Origin of the sequence: Paenibacillus sp. SAF-068 (assembly GCF_051967555.1) — a bacterium.
GTDB lineage: Bacteria > Bacillota > Bacilli > Paenibacillales > Paenibacillaceae > Paenibacillus.
The window spans coordinates 2,447,920-2,471,464 of sequence record NZ_JBQCJX010000001.1; the positions used below are offsets into that span (position 1 = coordinate 2,447,920).

Consider the following 23,545-nt stretch of genomic DNA (forward strand, 5'->3'; position numbering starts at 1 on the left):
TGAATAATTCTTCTGACGATAAATCCTGTTGCCCAAGCAATAAACGAAGAGTTGGTTCTATTGTTTATACAACCGAGCAAAAAATGGTAAAATGGATTTAATCAAAACAAAGACATGGAAAGAGACGAAAATGCCGTAGACCCCAACATACATTCAGAGGGTCACCTTTCGGGCGAATATATTCATTTCTCAGCTTGTACGATATGAGGAGGAAGAAGGTGCACAGTGAAGAGTAAAATCCATGAATTTCTAACTTGGGCTGAAACCAACGGCTGGACAATTAGCTTCAAAGCAGATCGTGATTTAAATTTAGATCTGGATGTGAGGATCAGATATAATAACATTCCTGATCAATATTTAGAATTATTACGTGTAGTAAAACAATGTATTTCATCTAGTGAGCAGACATGGTTCCTGTGTGAAGATGAATATAATCACAGCGCAGATACGGCATTTCGATGGAGTGAATTTGAATTACTCAGCTTGGAAGCAGCAGCTGGAGATGATCAATGGTCATCAGAGATTAAGACATGGTGGGATCATTATCTGCCAATTGTCATCTCTGTTCATGGAGGATATTCGTTCTACGCGATTGATCTGTTTAACGAGATAGGTTCAATTGTGCATGGAGAAGAACCTGAATTTGAAGAAGTCACCAAAGTCGCAGACCATTTAGATGATTTTTTGCAACGTATTATGACCAGTTCAATCGTTCTAGAATGAGCGGATAGACTGCAATCATCTTTTTGCGGCGGCAATGATATTCATGTTAAATTCAAAATATATGTTGACATGTAACCAGTTACATATTTTAATCTTGCTTTGTAGAGAGAGATCACATAATCTTTCAGGTAACTCCCGATAGATCTCTTTTTTTGAACACTTATTAAATATACATTATAAAGTGTTTGAATGAAGTTTGCGGTCTCAATCCGAAGGACAAACAGGACATACTAAAATATGGAGGTCATAACGATGATAAAACTGGTAGTAACTGATTTGGATGGAACGTTCCTCAACAACAAAGGTTCGTACAATGTCGAACTCTTCAAAAAAGTGTACGCAGAGATGCAGCAACAAGGAGTCACCTTTGTCGCATGTACCGGGAAACAATGTGAACGTGTAGAGAAACTGTTTGATGAGCACGGAAAAGGTGTTTGGATCCTGGGTGATAGTGCTGCTCGAATTAAAAAAGATGGTGAAGTTGTCAAAGAGTTCAGCATGGATAAGGATCTCGCCTTGAAGGCGATTGATCGAATTCAGGACTTTGACAAAACGATGACTCTCATCGTATGTGCAAGTGATGCTGCTTACGTTCATTCTTCCATTTCAGAAGAGATGTACAAGGTGGTTAAGAGCTCTTATGAACGCGTAGTAAAAACAGATTCATTTGAAACGATCGAAACTCGTTTTATCAAAATTACGGTTTTTGATACGGAAGGACGCAGTACAGCATTAAGAGCACATGTGGAGGGTACAATGATGGGACAGATTTACATTGTTGACTCCGAGGCTAAATGGCTGGATATTACGGCATTGCACACACATAAAGGAGAGACGGTGAAGAAGCTGCAAGACATGTTGGGTGTCACTTATGAGGAGACGATGTCATTTGGTGACGGTGAGAATGATGTAGAGCTTATGGCCATCGCCAAATATAGTTTTGCAGTAAGTAATGCTTGTGATAATACGAAAAAGGCAGCAAATTTCATCACGAAATCCAATGAAGAGAATGGCGTTCTTCTAACGGTTCAAAAAATACTGGATTTGCAGTAATACTTGTCTGTCAACAGGTATTGCATATCCGAATCGGTAAGGCAATCATTGGATTGCCTTATTTTCATTGGATAAAAAACGTTACTTGGAGTCCGATTCGTTGCTCGTAACTTGTTTGCGATAATGTTGCGGAACCAGACCCATTTGTTTACGAAAAATGGATGAAAAATAACTGGAGCTTTGAAAACCACAGGCAAGTGCAATTTCACTAATGGATCTCCGTGTTTCTTTTAACATTTCACAGCTTTTCTGAAGTCGATACTGCGTGACATAGTTGCTCGGTGATTGACCCACATATTTGTTAAATAATTGGCAACAACGGCTTCTGCAAACCGCTCCGGCAGATGCGATCTCCTCAAGCGTTATCTTCTGGTCATAGTTCTGGTGAATAAATTGAGTCATTTCCTGAACATGTGTTAATATGCCTGGCTGACCGGAAACAGGCTTTAACTGATCGCCAATTGTAGCACACAACGACAACGCCTGGGATACCAAACGAAGTGGATTGGGAGGCGTATGTTCCCTGTGCATCTCCCGATAGAGTTCCTGAATGGACTGTACGATGTCTTGTTGCCAGGTTATCTGCTCCGTGAGCACAACAAAATCAGCCATTCTGGAACTGAACTTCTCCTCCCAGTACGTCTGAAGATACGAAGTTTTCTCACCAAGGATAGAGGGATGAATAACGACCACTAGGAACGAACAATCGTCGTGATCCGTAACAGCGTAACCATAATGCAAGCGTTGGCTATTCACAAAAAGTCCATCTCCTTGATGCAATCGAGTGATACGTCCATTAACAGAGAAATTCATCGATCCCTTTAATATGTAGATAAACTCCAGATCCACATGCCAATGTGCAACTGCTGCATGATTATTAAATTGATGAAGGCTTCCTTTGCGGATATACAGGGGTAAATCAGGAAGATTATAATCCAACCGTTCTGATAAATCAGAGAACACCTCTAGATCTGTCATTGTGAATCCCTTCTTTATACAAATGTATACGATATTAATAAAAGTATAGCCAATATTGATGGAAACAACAATCAATGTATCCTATTCTTATATTATTGAAAACAACAGAGAGGACAGATGGAGGTGAGAAAACACATGCAACTTCAAGGTTTCGGCAAACGTGACTTTAATCGAGAGTTAATATCGCTTGTCATCCCCATTGCATTACAGAATCTAATATCAGCAACGGTGATATCTGTTGATGTGATCATGTTGGGTATGATGAGTCAATCGGCAATGGCGGCCGTATCGCTCGCAGGACAAATCACCTTCACATTAACATTATTTTATATGGGGTTGTCAGCCGGGGCCAGTATCCTCACCGCTCAGTACTGGGGAAAGAAGGATACACTAACCATACAGCGCATTCTGAGTATCGCCTGTGTATGCTCCTTATGCATATCGATCCTGTTTTTCCTGTCTTCCTTCCTGATTCCCGAAGCACTAATGCACTTGTTCACCAATGATCCTGAATTGATTCAATATGGTTCAAGGTTCTTACAGTTCAATTCCTTTTCTTACCTCGTAATGGGATTATCGCAGATGTATCTGAGTGTGATTCGAAGTATGGAAAATGCAAAACTCAGTGCGTGGATCAGTTCTTTATGTTTGGTCTTAAACATTTTGTTTAATGCCATTTGCATTTTTATCCTGTTCCCATCCAATCCGGAACTTGCGATTGCGGCTGTTGCTCTTGCCACGGTGTTGGCACGTACGATTGAACTGGCATGTTGTGTGCTTCACTCCTTAACCAAGGGAACCATTCGTTTTCATTTGCCTATACGTGACCGTACGCAGCGTAGTTTATTGAAGGATTTCTTGAAATATACACTGCCTGTGCAGGGAAATTATATCGTATGGGGAGGAGCGCTTACCGCTACGGCGGCCATTATAGGTCATGTGAACTCCGATATGGTTGCAGCGAACTCTATCGCATCTGTAGTCAAGAACTTGGCGGTTGTTCTCTGTGGCGGCATAGCCACCGGGGGGTCTGTACTAATTGGAAAGTATCTTGGACAGGGTGAAATGGAGAAAGCAAAGTATGCGGGTAACCATATGTGTTATTATGCTTTCATTTTTGGAGTCGTTGCAGGCTGTACCATCTTGCTTATTAAACCTTTGGTTTACTCCATCGTCAATCTGAGTCCAACCGCTCAAAGCTATCTGGATGGCATGTTATACATTAGTGCATATTATTGTATCGCGAAGTCGTTTAACTCCACAACGATAGCAGGTATATTCCCGGCTGGTGGAGATGCCAAGTTCGGATTATGGTGCGACATGGTTGTCATGTGGTTTATTATTCTTCCACTTAGTTACCTGAGCGCTTTTGTTTGGCAAGTGTCTCCCATATTGTTATACGTCATCATTAGCTTGGACGAGTTGATCAAACTGCCTATTGCTTTGGCACGATATCGTCAGTATAAGTGGCTGAACAACTTAACTAGAAACTTTAAGAAACCTGATCTTAACCAGGGATAAAGGAGAAGAGTATATGAATATTCAAGAACGAATGGCGAGCAAACAATTGTTTACAGATAATGATGCGAATTATCCGAAAGAAGCAAAAGCATTAGCCAAAGCACGTCAGCGAGGTAAGGCACTATGTCATGAAATCAATAATTTGCATCCAGATGAGGTGGAGAAGCGCCAAGCCTTAATGAAACAGCTTTTTGGTAGCATGGGCGAGAATGTATGGATGGAACCTCCGCTCCGCATGTCATACGGATCAAATACCACCGTAGGAAATAATGTATATATCAATTTCAATCTAACCGTGGTGGATGACTATAAAGTAACCATTGGGAATGATGTCATGTTTGGCCCAAATGTAACGATTGCTGTAACGAGTCATCCTGTACACCCTGAGAAGCGCAAAGAAGGCGGGATGTTTGCACTACCCGTCGTTATTGAAGATGGAGCGTGGATTGGAAGCGGAGCGATTATTCTACCAGGAGTCACGATTGGCGGGGGCAGTGTCATTGGTGCTGGCAGTGTCGTAACCAAGGATGTGCCTGCAAACGTAATCGCTGTTGGCAATCCATGCAGAGTTCTTCGTGAGATTACGGAACAGGATCGAGAGTTCTACTATAAAGACATGCGATTTGATCAGGTTGAATGGTAAAGAAGTGACTTTCACCTCCTAGAAAGGAGTTTGTCTATGACTATCATATATGCTTTTACTACATTGTTATCTCTGTTTTTTGTCATTGGAGCCATTGTTCATTCCCGCCGAACCCATTTCATAGCTAGTAAAATGAATAGAACGTTTGAACATTACTATGATGAAGATAACTATCATAACGATATTTCTTCTGATGGAGTAAAGTGAAGGCTATAGACTGGTTCAAGAAATAAATCGAGCCGTCGATTCGTGCATTTGATCGGAATATGTTCTTGCCCCCAAGCGAAGACAAGACCCATATTCCATTGTGCAAATCAGTTTGCGCGATAGATGGAATTCAAGTAATTCGAAATCGCTGCGGGTTCATCCATGGATGTACGCAGTGAGATGTAACCGTCGGGACGAATCAATATGAGTTCTTCACTTGTTACATCGTAAATTCGATAGGCATTGCCTGCTGTGTCTGTTACGCCTTCCGCTCCCACTACATTCGATGGCAGGATATAATGCACATGGAGTTCATTGGTAGTGAAGTTTTCCAGCGAAGGATGGGTGCGGTCTGCAAAAACCAAAAGCGTCCAGTGTGGACCACGCAACAGGTCGAAGATGCTTCCTGCAAACCCGGTGCCTTGCAGACCTGTAGCATTAGGAGCACGATCGCCAGGACATAAACAGCAGGTATTATGTGTCAGAGCAGACGGACGGATTAGAGAACTTGACCGATAAGAAATCAGAAGCCCGCTCGTCAGATCATCAGATATGGTGCTCAAAGTTTGAGACAAGCCACCGCCTTCAGTCGCTGTTCCTATGACCACTCCCATCTTCTTCGTGCTGTCATCAAGCACGGCTTGAGCCACTGGGCGACGCTCCTCATCGTACGTGTCGAGTAAGGCGGTGTCCGCTCCCCGTAGCACAGCAGCCAGTTTCCAGCCGAGGTTGTACGCATCCTGCATCCCCGTATTCATGCCTTGTCCGCCGGCTGGTGAATGAACATGAGCAGCATCGCCGGCAAGAAATACCCGGTCATTGCGGTAACGTTCAACCATCCGAATGTTGACCCGGTAAATGGAGAGCCAGGAAGCATCCGTGAACTGAACACGTCCGGCCCCGGCCCTGCGGTCAAACATGGCTTGATATGCTTCCAGCGACGGCTGCTCCGGTTCTTCGATGTCTTCCGGAATTGTAGCCTGTAGCTGCCAAATATCGGATTTCGGCAGCGGTGTCACCCCGACCATTCCCTCTGAAGATGTCCAGATATGGATATGGCCACGATCCAACCCTTCCAATCGTACATCGCCTAGATACCAGCGCTCATGATCATGTGTTTTCCCAACCAGCGGTAAGTGAATAAACTTGCGGATATTGCTTTTTCCCCCGTCTGAGCCAACGACATAACGAGCGCGAATGTGTTCTTCTCCCTGTGGTGAATTCACGGTTACCGTTACTCCATCCACATCCTGAACCAGCCCCACAGCTTCCATGCCTAACTCAACTTGACCGCCAAGCTCTGTATACCGATCACGCAGTGCTTTTTCCACATCAAATTGAGCAATCCAGACCGGATCACGATAGGGAGTTTCCAGTTCGGCGCTGGCTGCAACAGTAATCGTCGGCTTTTCCACACTTTTTCCATCTGCGGTATAATAACGAACAGGCAAATCTACAGCACCAGTGTCAGTGATGTATTGAACGGCATCCAAATCATCGACGACTTCAAGCGAGCGAGGCTGGATTCCTTTCGCGCGAGAGGCAACGTTATATACGGAGCTTCGTTCAATAATGCGATGGTCAACGTTTCGACGGGCAAGATCGCAGGCAAGTGTAAGCCCTGTAGGTCCGGCCCCGACAATGAGAACATCAACAAAAGACCGCTTGGTATTCATGGTACAATCCTCCTTGATTATTGATTTAATATGCTACGTTTGCTATACTACACCGTGCAGTGTAGTTTGTAAACAAAGCTTTGATTCTAGTTAATATCAGATCGTAAACCTATAGGGGGCAACATAAGAATGGGTATGACGGAAAAAAAGACAATCCGCAAAGGCTCTGCTGACAAACGAGCCAAAATTACAGTGGCAGCACGAGACCTGTTTCTTTCAGAAGGATTTGATCGGTCCAGCATGGATGCGGTCGCAGCTCAAGCGGGAGTTTCCAAACGGACAGTGTATGATTACTATGGCGACAAGCAGAACCTGCTGCTTGCCGTTGTGGAAGAATCCAGTATGGCCGTTCTGGAGATGATTGAGCAAGGGATTACAGACCATCTCTTGGAATTCGAGGATCTGCAGCAGGCACTCATCTTATTCTGCGAACAGATTGTGGCTTCCGCGAACGGTTCGGCCGATTACATGGCTTTGATCCGGCTGGTTATGGTGGAAGAAGCCAACCTGCCAGACTCTTTTTTTGAAAGGCTGGATAACGCAACGGAAGAGGGAATCATGAGGCGGTTTATAGAGTTTGGTCAAAAGGGATTAATCGATGTGCCAGATCCTGAAATGGCTACCAAACACTTCGCTGCTTTAACGTTTCTATTGGTATTTAATCAACCTAGAAGAACAGGGAGTATGGATGCAGAACAAACCAGACGTATCATCACTGATGGCGTACGTGTCTTTCTTAGCGCTTATGCACATTGAAAGAATCAGCCGCAGGCAGATGACATATTCTGAAGAAATGATAGGGGGATTGGGATGAGAAGACTTGAGTCTGGTGTGTCCGTAGACAACGAATTATTTTCTGATATTGTCAGGTACGAGCACGAAACGATAAATGGAACGACTATAACCAACTCGAATGTGGGCTCACCCATATTTTGGAACTGTAACCTGCATCAGCTTGTATTTGATACCTGCGATCTTTCGAATGCGAGATTTTTTGCCGGTAGTACGATTGGTGATTGTACATTTATTCGTTCCGACTTGCGCTCAGTAGGTATTGCCAAAGACGAAGCTGTTTTTACCAATTGCGAATTTTCCTCGTGCGATATGAGAGGCATGACACTGGAGAATGCTACCTTTATCGACTGTACTTTTGTTAAATGTAGATTCAATGACCGGATATTACAAGCAGCAAATATCGTCAATTGTTCCTTTACCGGCAAGCTAGTGGATATTACGTTTGAGGGACAAGGCAGACAAAAGCTTACCGCCAATTTTGAAAACTGCATTCTTGAAGGTGTTCGTTTTGTGGGCTGTGACCTGACGCTATGTGTTCCGCCAAACTCCAAAAACCATCTCTATGTTGAACAGGTATCCGCACGTGTGAAAAATGCTTTGACGAAGATCGAAGCAGACCCTAATCTCTCTGAAGAGGATCGAAAAATGCTGGTACGCAGTCTGCGCAAGCTTGAGCATATGGAACAATATATTTTTAACATGAATCATATGAAGAAAATATATGGTGATGTTTTTGTTGAACGATTCTTCAGTAGTCTGGAATGTACCCATTTTATCCACATTAGTTATATTGACCAAAAAGGTGATTCTCAAATTACCGAAAGGAATTGACACAAATAATCCGCTTTTTACTTTCGTGAACAGTTTGATTTCATTAAGCTTTGTTATGGCGATGTTAGTTAGTAGGCCTTGAGCTATGGGTACTTACTGTTGTCTTGATGGTGTTGACTGATTGCCATGCAAGTGAGGATTTGGGGGTGAAACAAGTGCTGGAATTAGAGTTTATGACAATAGAAGCTTGGGATGAAGCATTGTGGGCACGGATGGAACGAATCTACCATGAAGCTTTTCCAAGCGGCGCCAAGACAAAAGCGATTCTTCGCAGTATGCTGGATCGGCGCATTGGTTATTTACACACGGGCGTGCATCATGGAGAAGTGGTTGCAATGGCTGTTACTGGACTGGTGGGGAAGGGTGCAGACCGCATCCTGATTATCGATTACCTTGCGATTGAACTGAAGCTTCGCGGGTCGGGAGTAGGAACCTGGATGCTGAAGCAAATCAGAGATTGGGCGTTAAGGGAACACGAGATCAGAGGCATAATCATCGAGGCGGAGTCCGGGACAACAGAGGCTCATCAGGAACGCATTCAGTTTTGGCAACATAACGGGTTTGTCCTCACCTCCTATGTTCATCAATATCGAATGGTACCTGAACCGTATCAGGCGATGATGTTGCCACTGGATGGAAGCACGCAGGTGTCTGATGAGGGTGAGGAGCTTTTTCGATATATCCAAGATTTTCATAAGGTTGCTTATCGGAAGAGTTAGTCTCTCAGCAAAAATCCTTTTACAATCATTGTCAATACGCTATAATACAATCACCAGGTGGATTAACCCACAAAAAAGTGAAATATTGTAATTCACCCATAAAGCTGAATCATAGCTTATATTGGTTTCGAACAATATCATGAACTATTGGAGGTCTATTTATGGTCAAGAAGAAAATTTCCAAGGCTCTCAGCACAACTTTAATCGTTTCTATGCTGGCTTCTGGCGTCATTGTTGCTATCCAAGGCAGTACCACGACAGAGTTAGCCAAGACAGCAGGGGATAAAAAGGTTGAAGTTATTAAAGGTATTGAAAACAACTGATGTGATCGTCAGATGAATCATGAATATCAAATCAGACTCCAAAAGGATAGAAGAAAAACAGTTAAGTTTATTAACCTCAGAATGGCTATCTCATCTGAGGTTTTTTATTATTGCTATGGAGGAAAGATATGGACTACGATTCACGGAAAAAAACGGTGTTGGATCCAAGACGGCTCCGTAACGACACCGTAGCGGCAGGTCATCGTCATACCGTGGCTCTTCAATCTGACGGAACAGTCACAGCCGTGGGTGATAATAAATGCGGGCAATGTGAGGTGAACGATTGGTCCCATATTGTAGGAGTTGTTGCTGGTAATGTTCATATGGCTACGAACACCGGGAATGCCCACACAGTTGGTCTTCAATCGGATGGTACGGTAACAGCCATAGGTTGGAATAAGCATGACCAATGCAATGTAAGCCAGTGGCGCGATATAATAACTATTTCGGCAGGCTGGTGCCGTACGGTAGGGGTTATATCAGATGGCACGGTGGTTGCAGTGGGGCGAAATAATGAAGGTGAATGCAACGTGAGCAGTTGGCATGATATTGTAGCGGTCACGACGGGTGACTGGCACACGGTCGGTTTGAAATTAGACGGTACGGTGACAGCTGTTGGTAACAATAAGTATACCCAATGTAACGTAAACGACTGGAGCAATATCGTGGGTGTTTCGGCAGGGTATCTTCATACGGTTGGACTCAGATCAGATGGTACGGTAGTGGCTGCGGGTAGAAATAACAAAGGGGCATGCAACGTAAGCGGCTGGTTCGACATTGTGGCCGTTGCAGCGGGCAGTTATCATACCGTCGGTCTTAAGTCTGACGGTACGATCGTTGCTGTGGGTTCAAATAAACATCACCAATGCGATGTTAGTGACTGGCACCAAATTAGAGCTGTTTCGGCAGGGTGTGCTCATACGGTTGGACTGAAATCAGATGGCACGTTGATTGCTGTGGGCAATAATGATTATGGACAATGTGATGTAAGTGAATGGAGTCATATCCTCTAATGACTACCCTGACAGAGCGGTTATTTTTTGTTCCAGAGAACCGCGTTCTTAGGCGTGAATATCAGAGTTGAGACCATAAGCCACAGTCTATAGAAAAAGGCACCCGTCTGAAGACAGGTGCCCTTTATTATAGAGGTCAAGTATACATTAACTTATGGGAATTTCATTCTGCGAGGTTTCTTGTTCCTCCAACAGTCGTTTCAGCTTTTTACGTTGTCGTTTTTCCTTCTGACGTCGTTCTCTGTCTTCAGCCTGCAAAGCCTTGAGTAGGGAGACACACATACCAATAAGAACAACCGCGAACGGTAGTGCGGCTACAATAGATGCCGTTTGAAGTCCATTCAACCCCCCGCTGATCAACAGGACGACAGCGATGGCAGACTGCATAATTCCCCAGGTCAATTTCACTCTTGCACTCGGGTTCAGAGTGCCGTCTGAAGTCAACATGCCCAGTACAAAGGTAGCCGAATCAGCTGACGTAATAAAGAAGATCATGATGAGAAGTGTGGCGATGGATGCTACGATCGTGCCCAAAGGCAACTGCTCCAGCATAAGGAATAGGGCGGTTGTCGTATCTGCCTGGACAGCCTCCGCCAGATGGGTGCCATTGAACAATTCCATATAAATTCCTGTACCGCCAAAGACGGAGAACCAGATAAATCCGAAAAGGCTTGGAATAAGCAAGACGTAAATTACAAATTCCTTAATGGTTCTTCCTTTGGATACCCTGGCGATAAAAGTACCGACAAAGGGAGCCCACGCGATCCACCATGCCCAGTAAAATAATGTCCATGCCCCAATCCAGGTTTCTTTTGAAAATGGTGTCAATCTCAAACTCATATTAATGATGTTTTGCATGTAACTGCCCAAGGTTGTTGTAAATGTGTCAAATATAAACGTAGTCGGTCCAGTCACCAATACAAACAGCATTAATAGCACAGCGATAACAAGGTTGGTGTTACTTAGAATTTTAATCCCTCTATCCAGACCGGAAGTTGCCGAGATTAAAAATAGTACGGTCACAACTGTGATAATGATAACTTGGACTATCGTCGAGTTTGGGATACCGAATAAGTGATTCAACCCGCCACCAATCTGAAGTGCACCCAATCCAAGTGAGGTCGCAACACCGAAAATGGTGGAGATCACCGCCAGAATATCAATGGCCTTCCCAAGCCAGCCTGCAGCAAGCCGCTCACCGATTAAAGGTATAAAGGTGGAACTAATCAATCCTTTGTAGCCTTTCCTGAACTGGAAGTAAGCAAGCGCTAAGCCGATGACGGTATAGATCGCCCAAGGATGCAATCCCCAGTGGAAAAAAGAATAACGCATTGAAAGTCTTGCTGCCTGAGTAGTTCCTGGTTCTGCTCCCTCCGGCGCAGATAAATAATGGGACAACGGCTCAGCGACTCCCCAGAAAACCAGTCCAATACCCATACCAGCACTAAACAGCATGGACAGCCAGGAAACTGTAGAATACTCGGGTTCATCATCATCGTCCCCGAGCCTGATATTACCAAATCGGCTGAACGCCAGATAAAAGGCAAAGATCAGGAAGAACAAGGTAGCCAGCAAATAAAACCAGCCAAAATTCTGAATAGAGAAGTTGTAGGCAACACTTGCCACATCCGCCAGTTGATCGGGAGCGAAAGCACCCCAAATTGCAAACAGTGCTACGATGATAATTGTGATTGTAAATACCATGAAGAGACCTCCGTTATGTAAGCTTCATCCAACTTTTCCTTAGTATGTACTCGTGTAACTTGTAATATTTCGGAAAGCCGCTGTTGATTAAATAAAACCAACCGCCGAGTATTGAAACACCCGTCGGTTGGTTTTATTTAATCCAGAATACAATCGCGAAATACTGAGAAAGTTTTGTTGGACGATTCTACGCGTACTCTTTTGCGCTAAGTGTTAACAATTGCTTCAGATGGTCATCAATAAACTGATTATCGGTAATGTTGATTCCACGACCGGCAAAATGACCCCAGATCGATGGTATTGGGTTAAAGGTAGCATTAGGGATATGTTCCGCTTCATATTTATTGTCGTCCGCTGTGCAGAAAAGATCCGTGCTTCCCGGCATGATGCTGGCAAGAGCTGTTATGCTCTTAAGCGCCTTAACGAAATCTCCGTTATAGGAGGAGTTGGCACTAATATCTGCATACTGGCCTGTCCATAACATGGACAGAACATTATGCGGTGCCATATTCATAAAGCTCTCTTCCCAGACACCGGCTACAAAATTCTCCAATGATTCGAATCCCATCTCACGATAGACTTCCTCTCTATAAAACGCATGTGATAGACCCCATCCCGCATAGACCCGGCCAACGGCGCGCATATCTGCAGAAGTCAATTGGTTGAGTTTACTTGAGTCGAAGCGGACTGCAGACAGCAGGGAAGATTTCACACCTTCCAGAACTACATATGTGTGAGGCCAAGGTTTAGCGATTGCCCCGAAAGGTGCAATTCGTTCGACCATCTCTGGATAACTTGCCCCCCATTGAAATGCCTGAATGCCACCCATAGACCATCCTACGACGAGAGCAATTTTTTGAATACCGAATTTCTCGGTCAACAATTGGTGCTGTAATCTAACGTTGTCATAGATGGTTACCTGGGGAAAGTGAGCCCGGTCGAATGGGTGGGGTGTGTTACTGGGAGATGAGGATAGTCCATTGCCCAGCAAATTAGGAACGATAATAAAATATTTCTCTGGATCTAACGCCATCCCGCTTCCGATTAACCATTCATTTTGCACATGATGATCCCCAAAAGCCGTTGGATAAACGATAACATTATCTTTCTGTTCGTTTAATTTCCCATAAGTTTTATAAGCAAGAAAAGCGTTTGGTAACGTCACTCCTGATTGTAAAATGACATCACCCAAATTAAAAATTTCATAATCCATCGTCTAGTCGCTCCCTTCAAAATGAAAAACCACATGTTCACTGTGATCTCTTGTGCTTAGTATAGAGCCATGGTACTCTCAACAAAAGTGAATGTAATTCAAGGTAGCATTCAATAAAATTGAAAGATGAAGGGAGAGCACCCGATGGAATTTCGCCAACTGAATACGTTTTGCACGGTTGCAACAACATTAAATTTCACGCGAGCAGCAGAAGTGCTTAGCTACGTTCCTTCCAATGTTACGATGCAAATTAAAGCTCTGGAAGATGAACTAGGCGTTCGCCTTTTTGATCGGTTAGGCAAACAACTCGCTCTTACAACAGCGGGCAAACGATTTTTAACGCATGCCCAAGAGGTGCTTGAAAAATTGGATGAAGCACGTAGTGTTGTCCATGACAATGAAAAACTAAGTGGCACCATAACGATAAGTGCCAATGAGGTTATTTGCTCGTATCGGCTTCCACCTGTCTTTCAACGGTTTCGTGCACAACATCCTGGCGTTCGTCTGATCTTTCGCTCAGTTCCAAATCAAGAGCTCAAGCAAACACTTTTTGAGGGAACCACGGATATCGTCTATATGTTGGACGAACCCATCCGCTCAAGCGGACTTGCCGTGGAAACGATGCTGGAAGAACATTTCCGTTTATTAGCTGCTCCAGATCATCCGCTCGCAAAACGACCTTTGCTGCAGTTGGAAGATTTTCATGAAGAAGTGTTCCTGACTAATGAAAAGGGTTGTCCGTATCGAACGATGTTTGACCGATCATTTGAGAAAGAGGGCATTGATAGCATTACGTATTTGGAGTTCCAAAGTGCGGAAGCCATTAAAAAATGTGCAATTTCTGGAATCGGCATTGCCTTTCTGCCTGAGATCGTCGTGGAGGCTGAAATTGAACGAGGAGAACTTGTTGTCCTTCCGTGGGAAATTCCGAATTTGCAGGTGTATACACAGATGTTGTGGCATAAAGACAAGTGGCTTTCACCCATCATGTTATCTTTCATAGAGGCAGCAAGGGATGTTTTTCGTGTAGAGAACGAGAATAAAGAGATCAAAGGCGTTCGATGAAATTTGTTCATACATGATGAACTGGAGTATGATTAGGGAGGACAATGTTGATAATCACCATGTAAGTAAAAGTCCCTTGGAAACTTACTATAAAATCAAAACCACATAACTTATTTGAAGGGGGACATCTGTTTTGGATGAGCAATTTCTAGATTTATTGGCCCAGAAATATGATACGGAAGAAAAAATCATCACAGAAATCATCAACCTTGAGGCGATCTCCAATCTCCCAAAGGGAACCGAGCATTTTGTCAGTGATTTGCATGGGGAGTTTCAGGCTTTTCAGCATGTACTACGAAACGGTTCGGGTACCGTCAAAGAAAAAATCAAGGAATTATTCCGGGAGGTATGGACAGATCAGGAAATCAATGATTTTGCAGCGTTGGTTTATTATCCGGAAGAAAAAATACAGCTGGTTATAGGCGAACTGAGCAACAAACAGGCTTTGAACCAGTGGTACAGAGAAACAATTGAACACATGCTTAAGCTTATTGCTTACGCCTCTTCCAAGTATACGCGCTCGAAATTGCGTAAAGCTTTGCCGGAGCAGTATGTATATATTGTAGAGGAGCTTCTATACAAGACGGATTCAACCAACAATAAGGATCCTTACTATGAGGAAATATATCGGCAGATTATTTCCCTGGGCCAAGCCGACAAGCTCATTATTGGCCTTGCTTATACGACCCAGCGCCTGGTGGTTGACCATCTTCATGTGGTTGGAGATATCTATGACCGGGGACCGGACCCCGATAAAATTATGGATACGCTAATCAACTACCATTCTGTAGACATTCAGTGGGGGAACCATGATGTCCTCTGGATCGGTGCCTACGCGGGTTCTCTGGTCTGCCTTGCGAATATTATCCGGATCTGCGCCAGATACGACAATCTGGACATCATTGAAGATGTATACGGAATCAATCTGCGCCCGCTGCTTAACTTGGCGGAAAAATACTATGAAGACAATCTGCCCTTCAGACCTAAACTACAGGCCGGACATAATGTATCTGAGCAGGAAATTCTGCAGATCACCAAAATTCACCAAGCCATTGCCATGATCCAGTTTAAACTTGAAAGTCCGATTATCAAGAGACGCCCATACTTTAATATGTCTGAAAGACTTTTGCTGGAGCAGATTGATTACGACAAAAATGAAATCAACATTTGCGGAAAAACGTACCAGCTGGAAAACACCTGTTTTACCACCGTAAATCCGCAGAAGCCTGAAGAATTGCTAGAGGAAGAACGCCAGGTGATGGAGAAACTGCTGTTCTCCGTTCAGCATTCCGAAAAGCTGGCCAGACATATGAATTTCCTCATGAAAAAGGGGAGCCTTTATTTAAAATACAACGGGAATTTGTTAATTCACGGCTGTATTCCTTTGGATGAAGAAGGAAATATGGAAGAAATGCAGATTGAAGACAAGACATATGCGGGCCGTCAATTGCTTGATGTTTTTGAAGATTATTTACGTTATGCCTTTGCGCATCCGGAAGAAACAGAAGATTTGGCGACGGATATGGTATGGTACATCTGGACAGGGGAATGTTCCTCACTCTTTGGCAAGAGAGAGATGACCACTTTTGAACGTTATTTTATTCTAGATAAAGAAGCACATAAGGAGAAAAAAAATCCTTACTACCATTTACGTGAAAACGAAGAGATCTGTCGAAGAATCTTGCAGGAGTTTGATTTGAATCCGTATCATGGACATGTCATTAACGGGCACACGCCAGTCAAAGAAATTAGTGGAGAGAGCCCTGTGAAAGCAAACGGAAAAATGATCGTGATTGACGGCGGTTTTTCCAAAGCCTATCAATCCACCACAGGCATTGCGGGATATACCTTGCTGTACAACTCTTTTGGCATGCAGCTCGTCGCCCACCAAAAATTTAATTCAAAAGAAGATGTGTTATGCAACGGAACGGACGTATTGTCTGTAAAAAGACTGGTGGATAAAGAACTGGAACGTAAACTGGTGAAGGAAACCAATGTGGGGGAGAAGCTGCTGCAGAAAATCTCAAATTTGAAGGACCTTCTGGAGTATCGTAACCCCATTCAATAGGAATTGCGGATAGATCTTTAAAATCACTTTCAAGCATATGTTATAGCATGTACTTGAAAGTGATTAATTTTCTAACCGACATGTGATACTTCTTTTAAAGGTTGACAAATTTAATAATATCACACAAAATACATGCTATAGCATATACTAATTCTATATGCACAACTTAATGAAAGAAGGATAGCTATGTTCATTTTTATTACCGTTTTACAGATTCTTTTAGGTCTCTTTTTCCTATTCACAGGAAGCAAAATTATTTCGGGTAAAATGGCAGACGAATTCAAACGATTTGGATTGCCCTCTTTCTTTAATGTTCTGACCGGTTCATTTGAGATTGTGGGAGCCATTGGTATGATCGTTGGCATATGGATACCTGTTTTTGCACTTTTGGCGGGTCTGCTTCTAGGTGGAACGATGCTTGCTGGGGCGTTTACCTTGATTGTTTTAGCCAAAGACCCCATACAAAAGGCCATTCCTGCACTCGTTTTGTTTATTCTTGGCATGATTGTGTCGATGTATCATTTCTTTTAAACGACTTATTTAAGAAGGGTAGCGATATAAAGTAGTTTGTAACAATCGTTCAGATCACCTATAATTGGTGTAAGAACATGATGAATGAGGGTACAACAATGGACTTATACGATGTGACTGGTTTTTTAATTCACCGTACTGATCTCAAGCTTACAAATTATTTTATCAAACAATTGAAACCTTATAAGGTCACGCCTGAACAATGGAGTATTATTTTTTATATGGACATTGATAAAGCTACGACTCAAAAAGAGCTGGCGGAGGCAATCGATCGGGATCAAACAACTGTCGTGAGGATGATACATTCGTTAGAACGTAAAGAAATGGTTCGACGTATGATTAATGATCAAGATAAGCGTTCACATCATTTATATTTGTCTCCTAAAGGAGAAGAAGTTAAGCAACAGTTGTTGTTAACGGTCAAGGACGCTCATAATTACGTTACACGAGGGTTAGAGCCAGAGGAACTTAAGCAGTTAAAAGTAATCTTAGAAAAACTGTACATGAATGTGCAAGAGGATTAACCGAATTGAAATGATAGAATTTAAAGCCCCTAAAAACATGCTATAGCATATATTTTTGGGGGCTTTAAGCGATTCCGCTTTTCTGCAATTTGCAAAGCAGGTACAGTGAAAATGAACAGGCGAATGTTAGGTGAATATCTGATTGAGTTTGCTTTCAGGCTCTTCACCATTTCCTACACGTTTTATATTCTTTATAAAGAAATCATATCTTATTTTATGAAATTTCCGACCATCAGGCATTCCTGCTGTATGGGGAGTAAGTATCACATTACTCAGATTCCTAAGCTCACTATCCATAGGAAGTGGTTCAGATTCAAACACATCCAGGCATGCGCCTGAAATATCCCCGTTTTTCAATGCATCAATCAAGTCTCTTTCGTTAACAATTCCACCGCGGGCTGTATTGATAAAAAGAGTGGTATTCTTCATTTTCTTGAATACCGCTTTGTTGATGAGCTGCTTGGTTTGCTGATTCAAGGGAATATGTACACTGACGATGTCCGATGTGCTTATAAGCGTATCGAAATCGGTCATTTTCACCCAGTCGTCAGATTGTACAACAGCTTTTCGTGCATAGGCCTGCACATTTATATCAAAAACCCTGCAAAACGCAGCCACTTTTTGTCCAATTGAGCCCAAACCGATAATCCCAATCGTTTTCCCCTTTAACTCACTCCCTGTATAGTCCAACTGATTCTCATCCATCTTGTTTTTCATGAAGTTATCGAGAAAAGGTATGTTTTTATAATAAGACAATATCAGTGCCATTACATGCTCGGCCACTGCCTGTGCATTCACTCCCGCAGCATTGGCCACCCAAATACCGAGCTGTGTACAGGCAGGGATATCGACATTATCAAACCCGGCCCCCGTCTGTACCAATTTTAATTTTTTGGCGTTAGCGAGCAGGCTGTGATCCACTTTAATATGTTCAGGAATGAGTACCTGACAATCTTTAATATGATGCAGCATTTCTTGTCCGGGCAGGACAATGACAACATTCCAGTCTTGCGGAAAATACGCTGTAATATTTGATTTTGCAGTTTCGTTAAAATAACCAACGATGAGAATTTTCATATCTATACCACCTTTCATAATTTATCCCATGCTAATCGTATGGAAAAGATTCTAGATTATCAATATACTAGCTATAACAGTTTATTTATTGTTGAGGTGAATATGAAATGGATGACGTCAATGATTCAAAACAAATGGTATTACAAATGGGCAGTGCCCTGAAAAAGTACAGAAAAGAAAACCAAATGAGCTTAGACGACTTAGCGGAATTAACGGGCGTAAGCAAACTTACTCTGGGCAATATCGAACGTGGCGAAACAAATCCAACTTTGGCGATGATATGGAAAATTTCTAAAGGCATATCTTTACCGCTATTGGCTTTGTTCCAAACAGAAGACCCTGTTACTGTGTATCGAGCAGGTGAAGGACTACGATTTTCCAATGACCAAAAAAATTGGATCATTGAACCCGTCTTTAAAAGCAACGGTATTGAAATGTGTCGGGCTTACTTGCAGCCCCATAGCTCATATCACCCTGAAGGTCATCATGTGAATACCACTGAAATTGCGACAGTAATGACGGGTTCCATTGAAATTCAAGTGAACGAAGAGATGTACACATTGAATCAATATGACACGATCAGTTTTCGTGCAGATTGTCCTCACTCGTATACCAATCATACGAATAGCGAAACAGTGCTCCATATCTCCTTAAAGTATGGTTTCTAAAAATCAAAAATGCTGCTTATCATACAACTTCGAATTCCATGATGGGATTTTGGAGTTGTATTTTTATTCCCCTGCATTTTTAGTATAACATAAAATATTTATTGTAATTAAAAATATATTATAATATACTTTCCTTGTCCGCGCGGATGTTATTTCAGAAAGGAGAATCGAAGAATGCCGAACAAACAAAATAAAAAAGCCATACCATCTTCTATAGGGTTTATCATTCTCGGCATTATTGTTATCGCAGCCAATTTACGTACTCCCTTAACCTCAGTTGGTCCTCTAGTGAGCCTTATAAGGGAAGACGTTCATATTTCAAATACATTAGCAGGCCTGATCACAACGGTACCCTTGCTTGCCTTTGCTTTATTATCGCCTCTGGTACCCAAATTGGGAAGAAGGTATGGGGTTGAGCGTATCATTTTGATTGCCCTCATCTTTCTTACTGTTGGTATTGTTATACGATCTTTATCTGGCGCAGTTCATCTATTTATTGGAACAGCAGTTCTTGGATTCGCCATTGCCATATGTAATGTATTATTGCCGAGCATAATCAAACGGGATTTCCCAAATAAAATTGGCTCCATGACAGGGATTTATTCCATTTCAATGAATTTGTGTGGAGCTATAGCATCGGGAGTCAGTGTACCATTAGCCATGAACGCAGGGCTCAAATGGCAGGGAGCAATGGGAATATGGGGGATACTAAGCTTTGTATCGATCCTCTGTTGGTTACCTCAATTAAGAAATCGAACCAAACAAACAGCTACGACGAGTCAACAAGTGGCCAGCAACAATGTGAATGTATGGCGATCCCCGCTTGCCTGGCAGGTAACCATGTTTATGGGTATACAGTCCATGGTTTTCTACGTATTGATCGCATGGTTGCCTGAAATTTTAAAGCAGCAAGGAATTGAGTCCAACCAATCTGGATGGTACCTCTCGATTATGCAATTAGCTATGCTTCCATTTACCTTTATCGTCCCCGTTATTGCTGGGCGCATGTCTAGCCAACGTTTATTAGTAGTCATCACAACCATTTTGCTAATGACGGGCACGCTTGGACTTCTTTACGGGAGCTCCAATGTCATTCTGTTGTGGATCATCATACTCGGAATTGGTGGAGGTTTCGCCTTTAGTTTGGCTATGATGTTTTTCGGTTTACGTACCGAAAATGCGCACCAAGCAGCGGAGCTGTCAGGCATGGCTCAATCGATCGGATATCTACTTGCCGCCATCGGTCCTGCCCTTATCGGATATCTGCATGACGCGACAAATAGTTGGAACCTGCCACTTTTCATTCTGCTTGGCGCATCGGTCTTACTCTTTATAGTCGGTATAGGGGCAGCCAAAAATCGTGTTGTAAGTGAACGGAATGGAGAAAGCGATATTGGAACAGCTGCAACAAACCAAATCTAAATTAGAATCTGCGGGAATTAACACGGATACAGTACATTAAAAATAAAAATAGGACCGTAAGTGTTCATCTTCCATCGATGAATGCTTTCGGTCCTTTTATCAATGAATGACGGTATCAATTTCCGCCTCTCTTTGTTAACGTCTTCGGAAGGCTCCGCCGCGTGCCAGAGCGAAGAAGATGAGCAGGGCAATAATCGAGCCAATGATGGCTGGAATAATATGAAATCCGCCAATTACCGGCCCTCTGGGTCCCAGCAATTCCGTTCCTAACCAGGAACCGATAAAACCCGCAATAACGTTCCCAAGTACACCGCCCGGTACGTCCCGTCCAATCAAGTTGCCGCTTAACCAACCAATAAGTCCACCAACAATGAGTACCCAGAGCAGATCCATGGATTGTTCTCCTTTCTTCGGGTTTATTACAAGTTATGTTGGGTTCGTTGGATTATACCTCATCTTGCTGTTGGTGGAGGAATCTAAAGTGTCTGTGCTAAGATTGGGTTATATATAATTGAAGCTGGAGAACAAGGCTAGTTAGGGGTGTACATTGAATAAAATCCTAGTTATTGATGATGAAATCGCAATTCGAGATTTAATTGAGCTGGTGCTACGGCGAGAAAACTACGATGTGCAGACCGCAGAAGACGGCAAAACGGGCCTGCAGCTGCTTGACTCTTTTCAACCGGACCTGGTGGTACTTGATCTGATGCTACCTGACTGCTCCGGATATGATCTGTGCAAGGAAATCACCGGGAAACGTGCCATTCCTGTGATCATGCTCTCTGCCAAAAATGAGGTGATCGACAAGGTACTCGGACTAGAACTGGGGGCGGAAGATTATATGACCAAACCCTTTGACAATCGGGAATTGCTCGCTCGAATCAAGGTGATTCTCAGAAGAAACGAGAGCAAGGAGGAGTCCAGCGAAGGAACAGAAGTGAAATCTACACGCATCATTCATGAAGAGCTGACATTTGATCTGGAGAGCCGGAGAGTGCTGAAAAATGGTGAACCCGTCTCTTTAACGGCCAAAGAGTTTAAAATTCTGGAAACGTTACTCAAAAGGCCAGACAAAATCTTTACCCGGGATGAGCTGCTACAGATCGGTTGGGGATACGACTTCATGGGAGACAGTCGCAGTGTGGATATGACCATCATGCGTTTACGGAAGAAGCTGGAGGATAACGCGGACGAACCGAAATACATCAGGACGATCTATGGATTTGGCTATCAGCTTGGAGGTGGCGAGGCCTGAAGTATGCAACTCGGCTCCTGCTGAATTATTTATTTTTCTCCGTGCTTTCTTTTGGCATCATCATTTTTGCGGTGAACAAAGCCATTGATTACTATAGCTTCGTTACGATTGAGAAACAAATGATGGAGAAGGCGGATCTGTCCGAGCTGTCCTTTCGTGAGGTGCTGGCACAGCATAGGTCATCGTCAGGAGAGCCTGAGACGGAGGAAATCGTCAGACTTGCTCTGGAGAAGCTAAAAGCTTCAGGCAAGGAAGTACGTATCTATAACAGCTCCAAGCAATTGCTGGGCTTGGCTGTGGATGGCATCATCATTAATGATGGCAAACCGCTTATTTTTGACAAAAATATTGAGAAAGCTCTTAGCGGCAGTTATGCCTACACAGTAACGGAAGATCATCAGCTTTATTTTGCGACTCCCATTCAGAATCAATTTTACGAAAATGCTTATGTGTATGAGTTCGTGGACGATATTTCTTACTTTTATGCAATTATGGATCAAATCCGTTATATCCTGTTTGCAGGTGCAGGCGGCTTCATTGTGCTGATTACGTTAGCCAGTCTGTGGATTGCCCGAAACACAACCAAACCGATTAAAGTTCTGCTCGGGGCTGTGCAAAGCTTCTCTAGACAGGAGTTTCGGAGAGTTCAGCTGAACCGGAAGGATGAGCTGGGCATGCTGGCAGAAGGGCTGGATTCCATGGGGCGGCAGCTTCATGATTACATTCAGTACCAGAAACAATTTGTCTCCAACGTATCTCACGAGTTAAAAACACCCTTGGCAGCCATACGTGGTTTCTCTCAATACTTATATGAAGGGGAGAACGAGAACAAGGAGCTGCAAAAAATCTATGCTCATCTTCTGCAGGAATCGGATCGGCTGACGCGCTTGATTAATGAACTGTTATTGCTCTCCCGATTCGACAAGGCCGGATCTAACGAACTGGAAGCAGAGAAAACGGAAATGAACGAACTGATCCAGCAAGTTGCAATGAATATGGAAGCGAAGGCCAAGGATAAAGAGATCGAGATCAAAGTTAGTACAGCGGAGGAAGGATCGGTAGATGGAGGTCTGACAAGAGTCTACGCCGACGTCAATCCAATGTTGATGTCCCATGCCATCGCCAACCTTGTGGACAATGCCATCAAATACTCAGGCAATCACTCCCAGATTAAAATAGAGATGGAACATACACCGAGTGAGGTGGTTATACGGGTACGTGATCAAGGGATTGGCATCGCGGGCGATGAGCTGGAGCGAGTGCAGGAACGCTTTTACCGGGCGAAAAATGCAAGCACAGCGAACGGATCAGGTCTTGGGCTTTCCATCTGCAAGGAGATTGTAGAGCGGTTTAATGGATATATCGATATGGAAAGTCAAATCGGGGAAGGAACAACCGTTACGATTGTTTTGCCTCGTGCGTAGACCTGTATCCAAACCCAAGCCTAAACAAATAACGTTACAAGATTGGTACATTTCTGTTATAAGACTAACAAATGTTTTATTTATAATCACTTCATAAGAACAAATCACACAT

At 43.2% G+C, this 23,545-nt stretch carries 23 protein-coding genes; 17 read left to right on the forward strand and 6 right to left on the reverse strand.

What is annotated here, in order from left to right; translation table 11 throughout:
• Window positions 1-225 precede the first annotated feature (225 nt).
• Both ACTHPG_RS10605 and ACTHPG_RS10610 read left to right on the forward strand, forming a co-directional pair.
• Window positions 226-723 (forward strand): SMI1/KNR4 family protein, encoded by a 498-nt coding sequence (locus ACTHPG_RS10605; RefSeq protein ID WP_440389191.1) that lies wholly within the window; start codon window positions 226-228, stop codon window positions 721-723.
• A 252-nt stretch (window positions 724-975) separates the two neighbouring features.
• Window positions 976-1,776 (forward strand): Cof-type HAD-IIB family hydrolase, encoded by an 801-nt coding sequence (locus ACTHPG_RS10610; RefSeq protein WP_440389193.1) that lies wholly within the window; start codon window positions 976-978, stop codon window positions 1,774-1,776.
• A gap of 81 nt (window positions 1,777-1,857) precedes the next feature.
• Here the strand turns inward: ACTHPG_RS10610 and ACTHPG_RS10615 are convergent, their stop codons facing one another.
• Window positions 1,858-2,754, reverse strand: coding sequence for an AraC family transcriptional regulator (locus tag ACTHPG_RS10615; RefSeq protein ID WP_440389194.1), 897 nt, complete (start codon window positions 2,752-2,754; stop codon window positions 1,858-1,860).
• Window positions 2,755-2,889: 135 nt separating this feature from the next.
• Between ACTHPG_RS10615 and ACTHPG_RS10620 the strand changes: the two genes are divergently transcribed.
• Window positions 2,890-4,275 (forward strand): MATE family efflux transporter, encoded by a 1,386-nt coding sequence (locus ACTHPG_RS10620; protein WP_440389195.1) that lies wholly within the window; start codon window positions 2,890-2,892, stop codon window positions 4,273-4,275.
• 13 nt (window positions 4,276-4,288) lie between these two features.
• Window positions 4,289-4,918 (forward strand): sugar O-acetyltransferase, encoded by a 630-nt coding sequence (locus ACTHPG_RS10625; RefSeq protein WP_440389196.1) that lies wholly within the window; start codon window positions 4,289-4,291, stop codon window positions 4,916-4,918.
• Between the two features lie 314 nt (window positions 4,919-5,232).
• On the opposite strand, the gene ACTHPG_RS10630 is transcribed toward ACTHPG_RS10625, so the two are convergent.
• Complete coding sequence (locus ACTHPG_RS10630) at window positions 5,233-6,801, reverse strand: FAD-dependent monooxygenase (RefSeq protein WP_440389197.1); 1,569 nt, start codon at window positions 6,799-6,801, stop codon at window positions 5,233-5,235.
• A 129-nt stretch (window positions 6,802-6,930) separates the two neighbouring features.
• Here ACTHPG_RS10630 and ACTHPG_RS10635 point away from each other — a divergent pair, with 129 nt between their 5' ends.
• The 5 genes from ACTHPG_RS10635 to ACTHPG_RS10655 all read left to right on the forward strand — a co-directional run bounded on the left by ACTHPG_RS10635 (window position 6,931) and on the right by ACTHPG_RS10655 (window position 10,482).
• The gene (locus ACTHPG_RS10635) at window positions 6,931-7,557 is read left to right on the forward strand and encodes a TetR/AcrR family transcriptional regulator (RefSeq protein WP_440389198.1); all 627 of its coding nucleotides are present in this window, start codon (window positions 6,931-6,933) and stop codon (window positions 7,555-7,557) included.
• Between the two features lie 54 nt (window positions 7,558-7,611).
• A complete protein-coding gene (locus ACTHPG_RS10640; RefSeq protein ID WP_440389200.1) occupies window positions 7,612-8,427 on the forward strand; it encodes a pentapeptide repeat-containing protein in 816 nt (271 codons plus the stop codon).
• A gap of 146 nt (window positions 8,428-8,573) precedes the next feature.
• A complete protein-coding gene (locus ACTHPG_RS10645) occupies window positions 8,574-9,146 on the forward strand; it encodes a GNAT family N-acetyltransferase (protein ID WP_440389202.1) in 573 nt (190 codons plus the stop codon).
• A gap of 161 nt (window positions 9,147-9,307) precedes the next feature.
• Complete coding sequence (locus ACTHPG_RS10650; protein ID WP_440389204.1) at window positions 9,308-9,469, forward strand: hypothetical protein; 162 nt, start codon at window positions 9,308-9,310, stop codon at window positions 9,467-9,469.
• A gap of 128 nt (window positions 9,470-9,597) precedes the next feature.
• Window positions 9,598-10,482 carry an RCC1 domain-containing protein gene (locus ACTHPG_RS10655; RefSeq protein ID WP_440389205.1) on the forward strand — a complete coding sequence of 295 codons (885 nt, stop codon included), beginning with the start codon at window positions 9,598-9,600 and terminating at the stop codon, window positions 10,480-10,482.
• Window positions 10,483-10,629: 147 nt separating this feature from the next.
• Here the strand turns inward: ACTHPG_RS10655 and ACTHPG_RS10660 are convergent, their stop codons facing one another.
• A complete protein-coding gene (locus ACTHPG_RS10660; protein ID WP_440389207.1) occupies window positions 10,630-12,186 on the reverse strand; it encodes a glycine betaine uptake BCCT transporter in 1,557 nt (518 codons plus the stop codon).
• 187 nt (window positions 12,187-12,373) lie between these two features.
• Window positions 12,374-13,399 carry an alpha/beta fold hydrolase gene (locus ACTHPG_RS10665; protein ID WP_440389209.1) on the reverse strand — a complete coding sequence of 342 codons (1,026 nt, stop codon included), beginning with the start codon at window positions 13,397-13,399 and terminating at the stop codon, window positions 12,374-12,376.
• A 144-nt stretch (window positions 13,400-13,543) separates the two neighbouring features.
• On the opposite strand from ACTHPG_RS10665, the gene ACTHPG_RS10670 reads away from it, so the two are divergent.
• The 4 genes from ACTHPG_RS10670 (at window position 13,544) to ACTHPG_RS10685 (ending at window position 17,587) form a co-directional block, all read left to right on the forward strand.
• Window positions 13,544-14,464 (forward strand): LysR family transcriptional regulator, encoded by a 921-nt coding sequence (locus ACTHPG_RS10670; protein ID WP_440389211.1) that lies wholly within the window; start codon window positions 13,544-13,546, stop codon window positions 14,462-14,464.
• A 133-nt stretch (window positions 14,465-14,597) separates the two neighbouring features.
• Window positions 14,598-16,532 (forward strand): fructose-1,6-bisphosphatase, encoded by a 1,935-nt coding sequence (locus ACTHPG_RS10675; protein WP_440389212.1) that lies wholly within the window; start codon window positions 14,598-14,600, stop codon window positions 16,530-16,532.
• Window positions 16,533-16,712: 180 nt separating this feature from the next.
• Window positions 16,713-17,063: a DoxX family protein gene (locus ACTHPG_RS10680; RefSeq protein WP_440390219.1), complete on the forward strand. Its 351-nt coding sequence runs from the start codon at window positions 16,713-16,715 to the stop codon at window positions 17,061-17,063.
• A 98-nt stretch (window positions 17,064-17,161) separates the two neighbouring features.
• On the forward strand, window positions 17,162-17,587 hold the full coding sequence (locus tag ACTHPG_RS10685) for a MarR family winged helix-turn-helix transcriptional regulator (RefSeq protein ID WP_091020165.1): 426 nt from the start codon (window positions 17,162-17,164) through the stop codon (window positions 17,585-17,587).
• A 126-nt stretch (window positions 17,588-17,713) separates the two neighbouring features.
• On the opposite strand, the gene ACTHPG_RS10690 is transcribed toward ACTHPG_RS10685, so the two are convergent.
• Entirely contained in the window at window positions 17,714-18,664 is a 951-nt protein-coding gene (locus ACTHPG_RS10690) for an NAD(P)-dependent oxidoreductase (protein WP_440389214.1), read from the reverse strand.
• A 107-nt stretch (window positions 18,665-18,771) separates the two neighbouring features.
• Here ACTHPG_RS10690 and ACTHPG_RS10695 point away from each other — a divergent pair, with 107 nt between their 5' ends.
• Window positions 18,772-19,332, forward strand: a complete 561-nt coding sequence (locus tag ACTHPG_RS10695; protein WP_440389216.1) for a helix-turn-helix domain-containing protein — start codon at window positions 18,772-18,774, stop codon at window positions 19,330-19,332.
• Between the two features lie 174 nt (window positions 19,333-19,506).
• Entirely contained in the window at window positions 19,507-20,754 is a 1,248-nt protein-coding gene (locus ACTHPG_RS10700; RefSeq protein ID WP_440389217.1) for a CynX/NimT family MFS transporter, read from the forward strand.
• Between the two features lie 135 nt (window positions 20,755-20,889).
• Here ACTHPG_RS10700 and ACTHPG_RS10705 read toward each other — a convergent pair whose 3' ends face one another.
• Window positions 20,890-21,147: a GlsB/YeaQ/YmgE family stress response membrane protein gene (locus ACTHPG_RS10705; protein WP_440389219.1), complete on the reverse strand. Its 258-nt coding sequence runs from the start codon at window positions 21,145-21,147 to the stop codon at window positions 20,890-20,892.
• 154 nt (window positions 21,148-21,301) lie between these two features.
• On the opposite strand from ACTHPG_RS10705, the gene ACTHPG_RS10710 reads away from it, so the two are divergent.
• Window positions 21,302-22,009 (forward strand): response regulator transcription factor, encoded by a 708-nt coding sequence (locus ACTHPG_RS10710; protein ID WP_440389221.1) that lies wholly within the window; start codon window positions 21,302-21,304, stop codon window positions 22,007-22,009.
• Window positions 22,010-22,080: 71 nt separating this feature from the next.
• Entirely contained in the window at window positions 22,081-23,433 is a 1,353-nt protein-coding gene (locus ACTHPG_RS10715) for a sensor histidine kinase (protein WP_440389223.1), read from the forward strand.
• Window positions 23,434-23,545 lie beyond the last annotated feature (112 nt).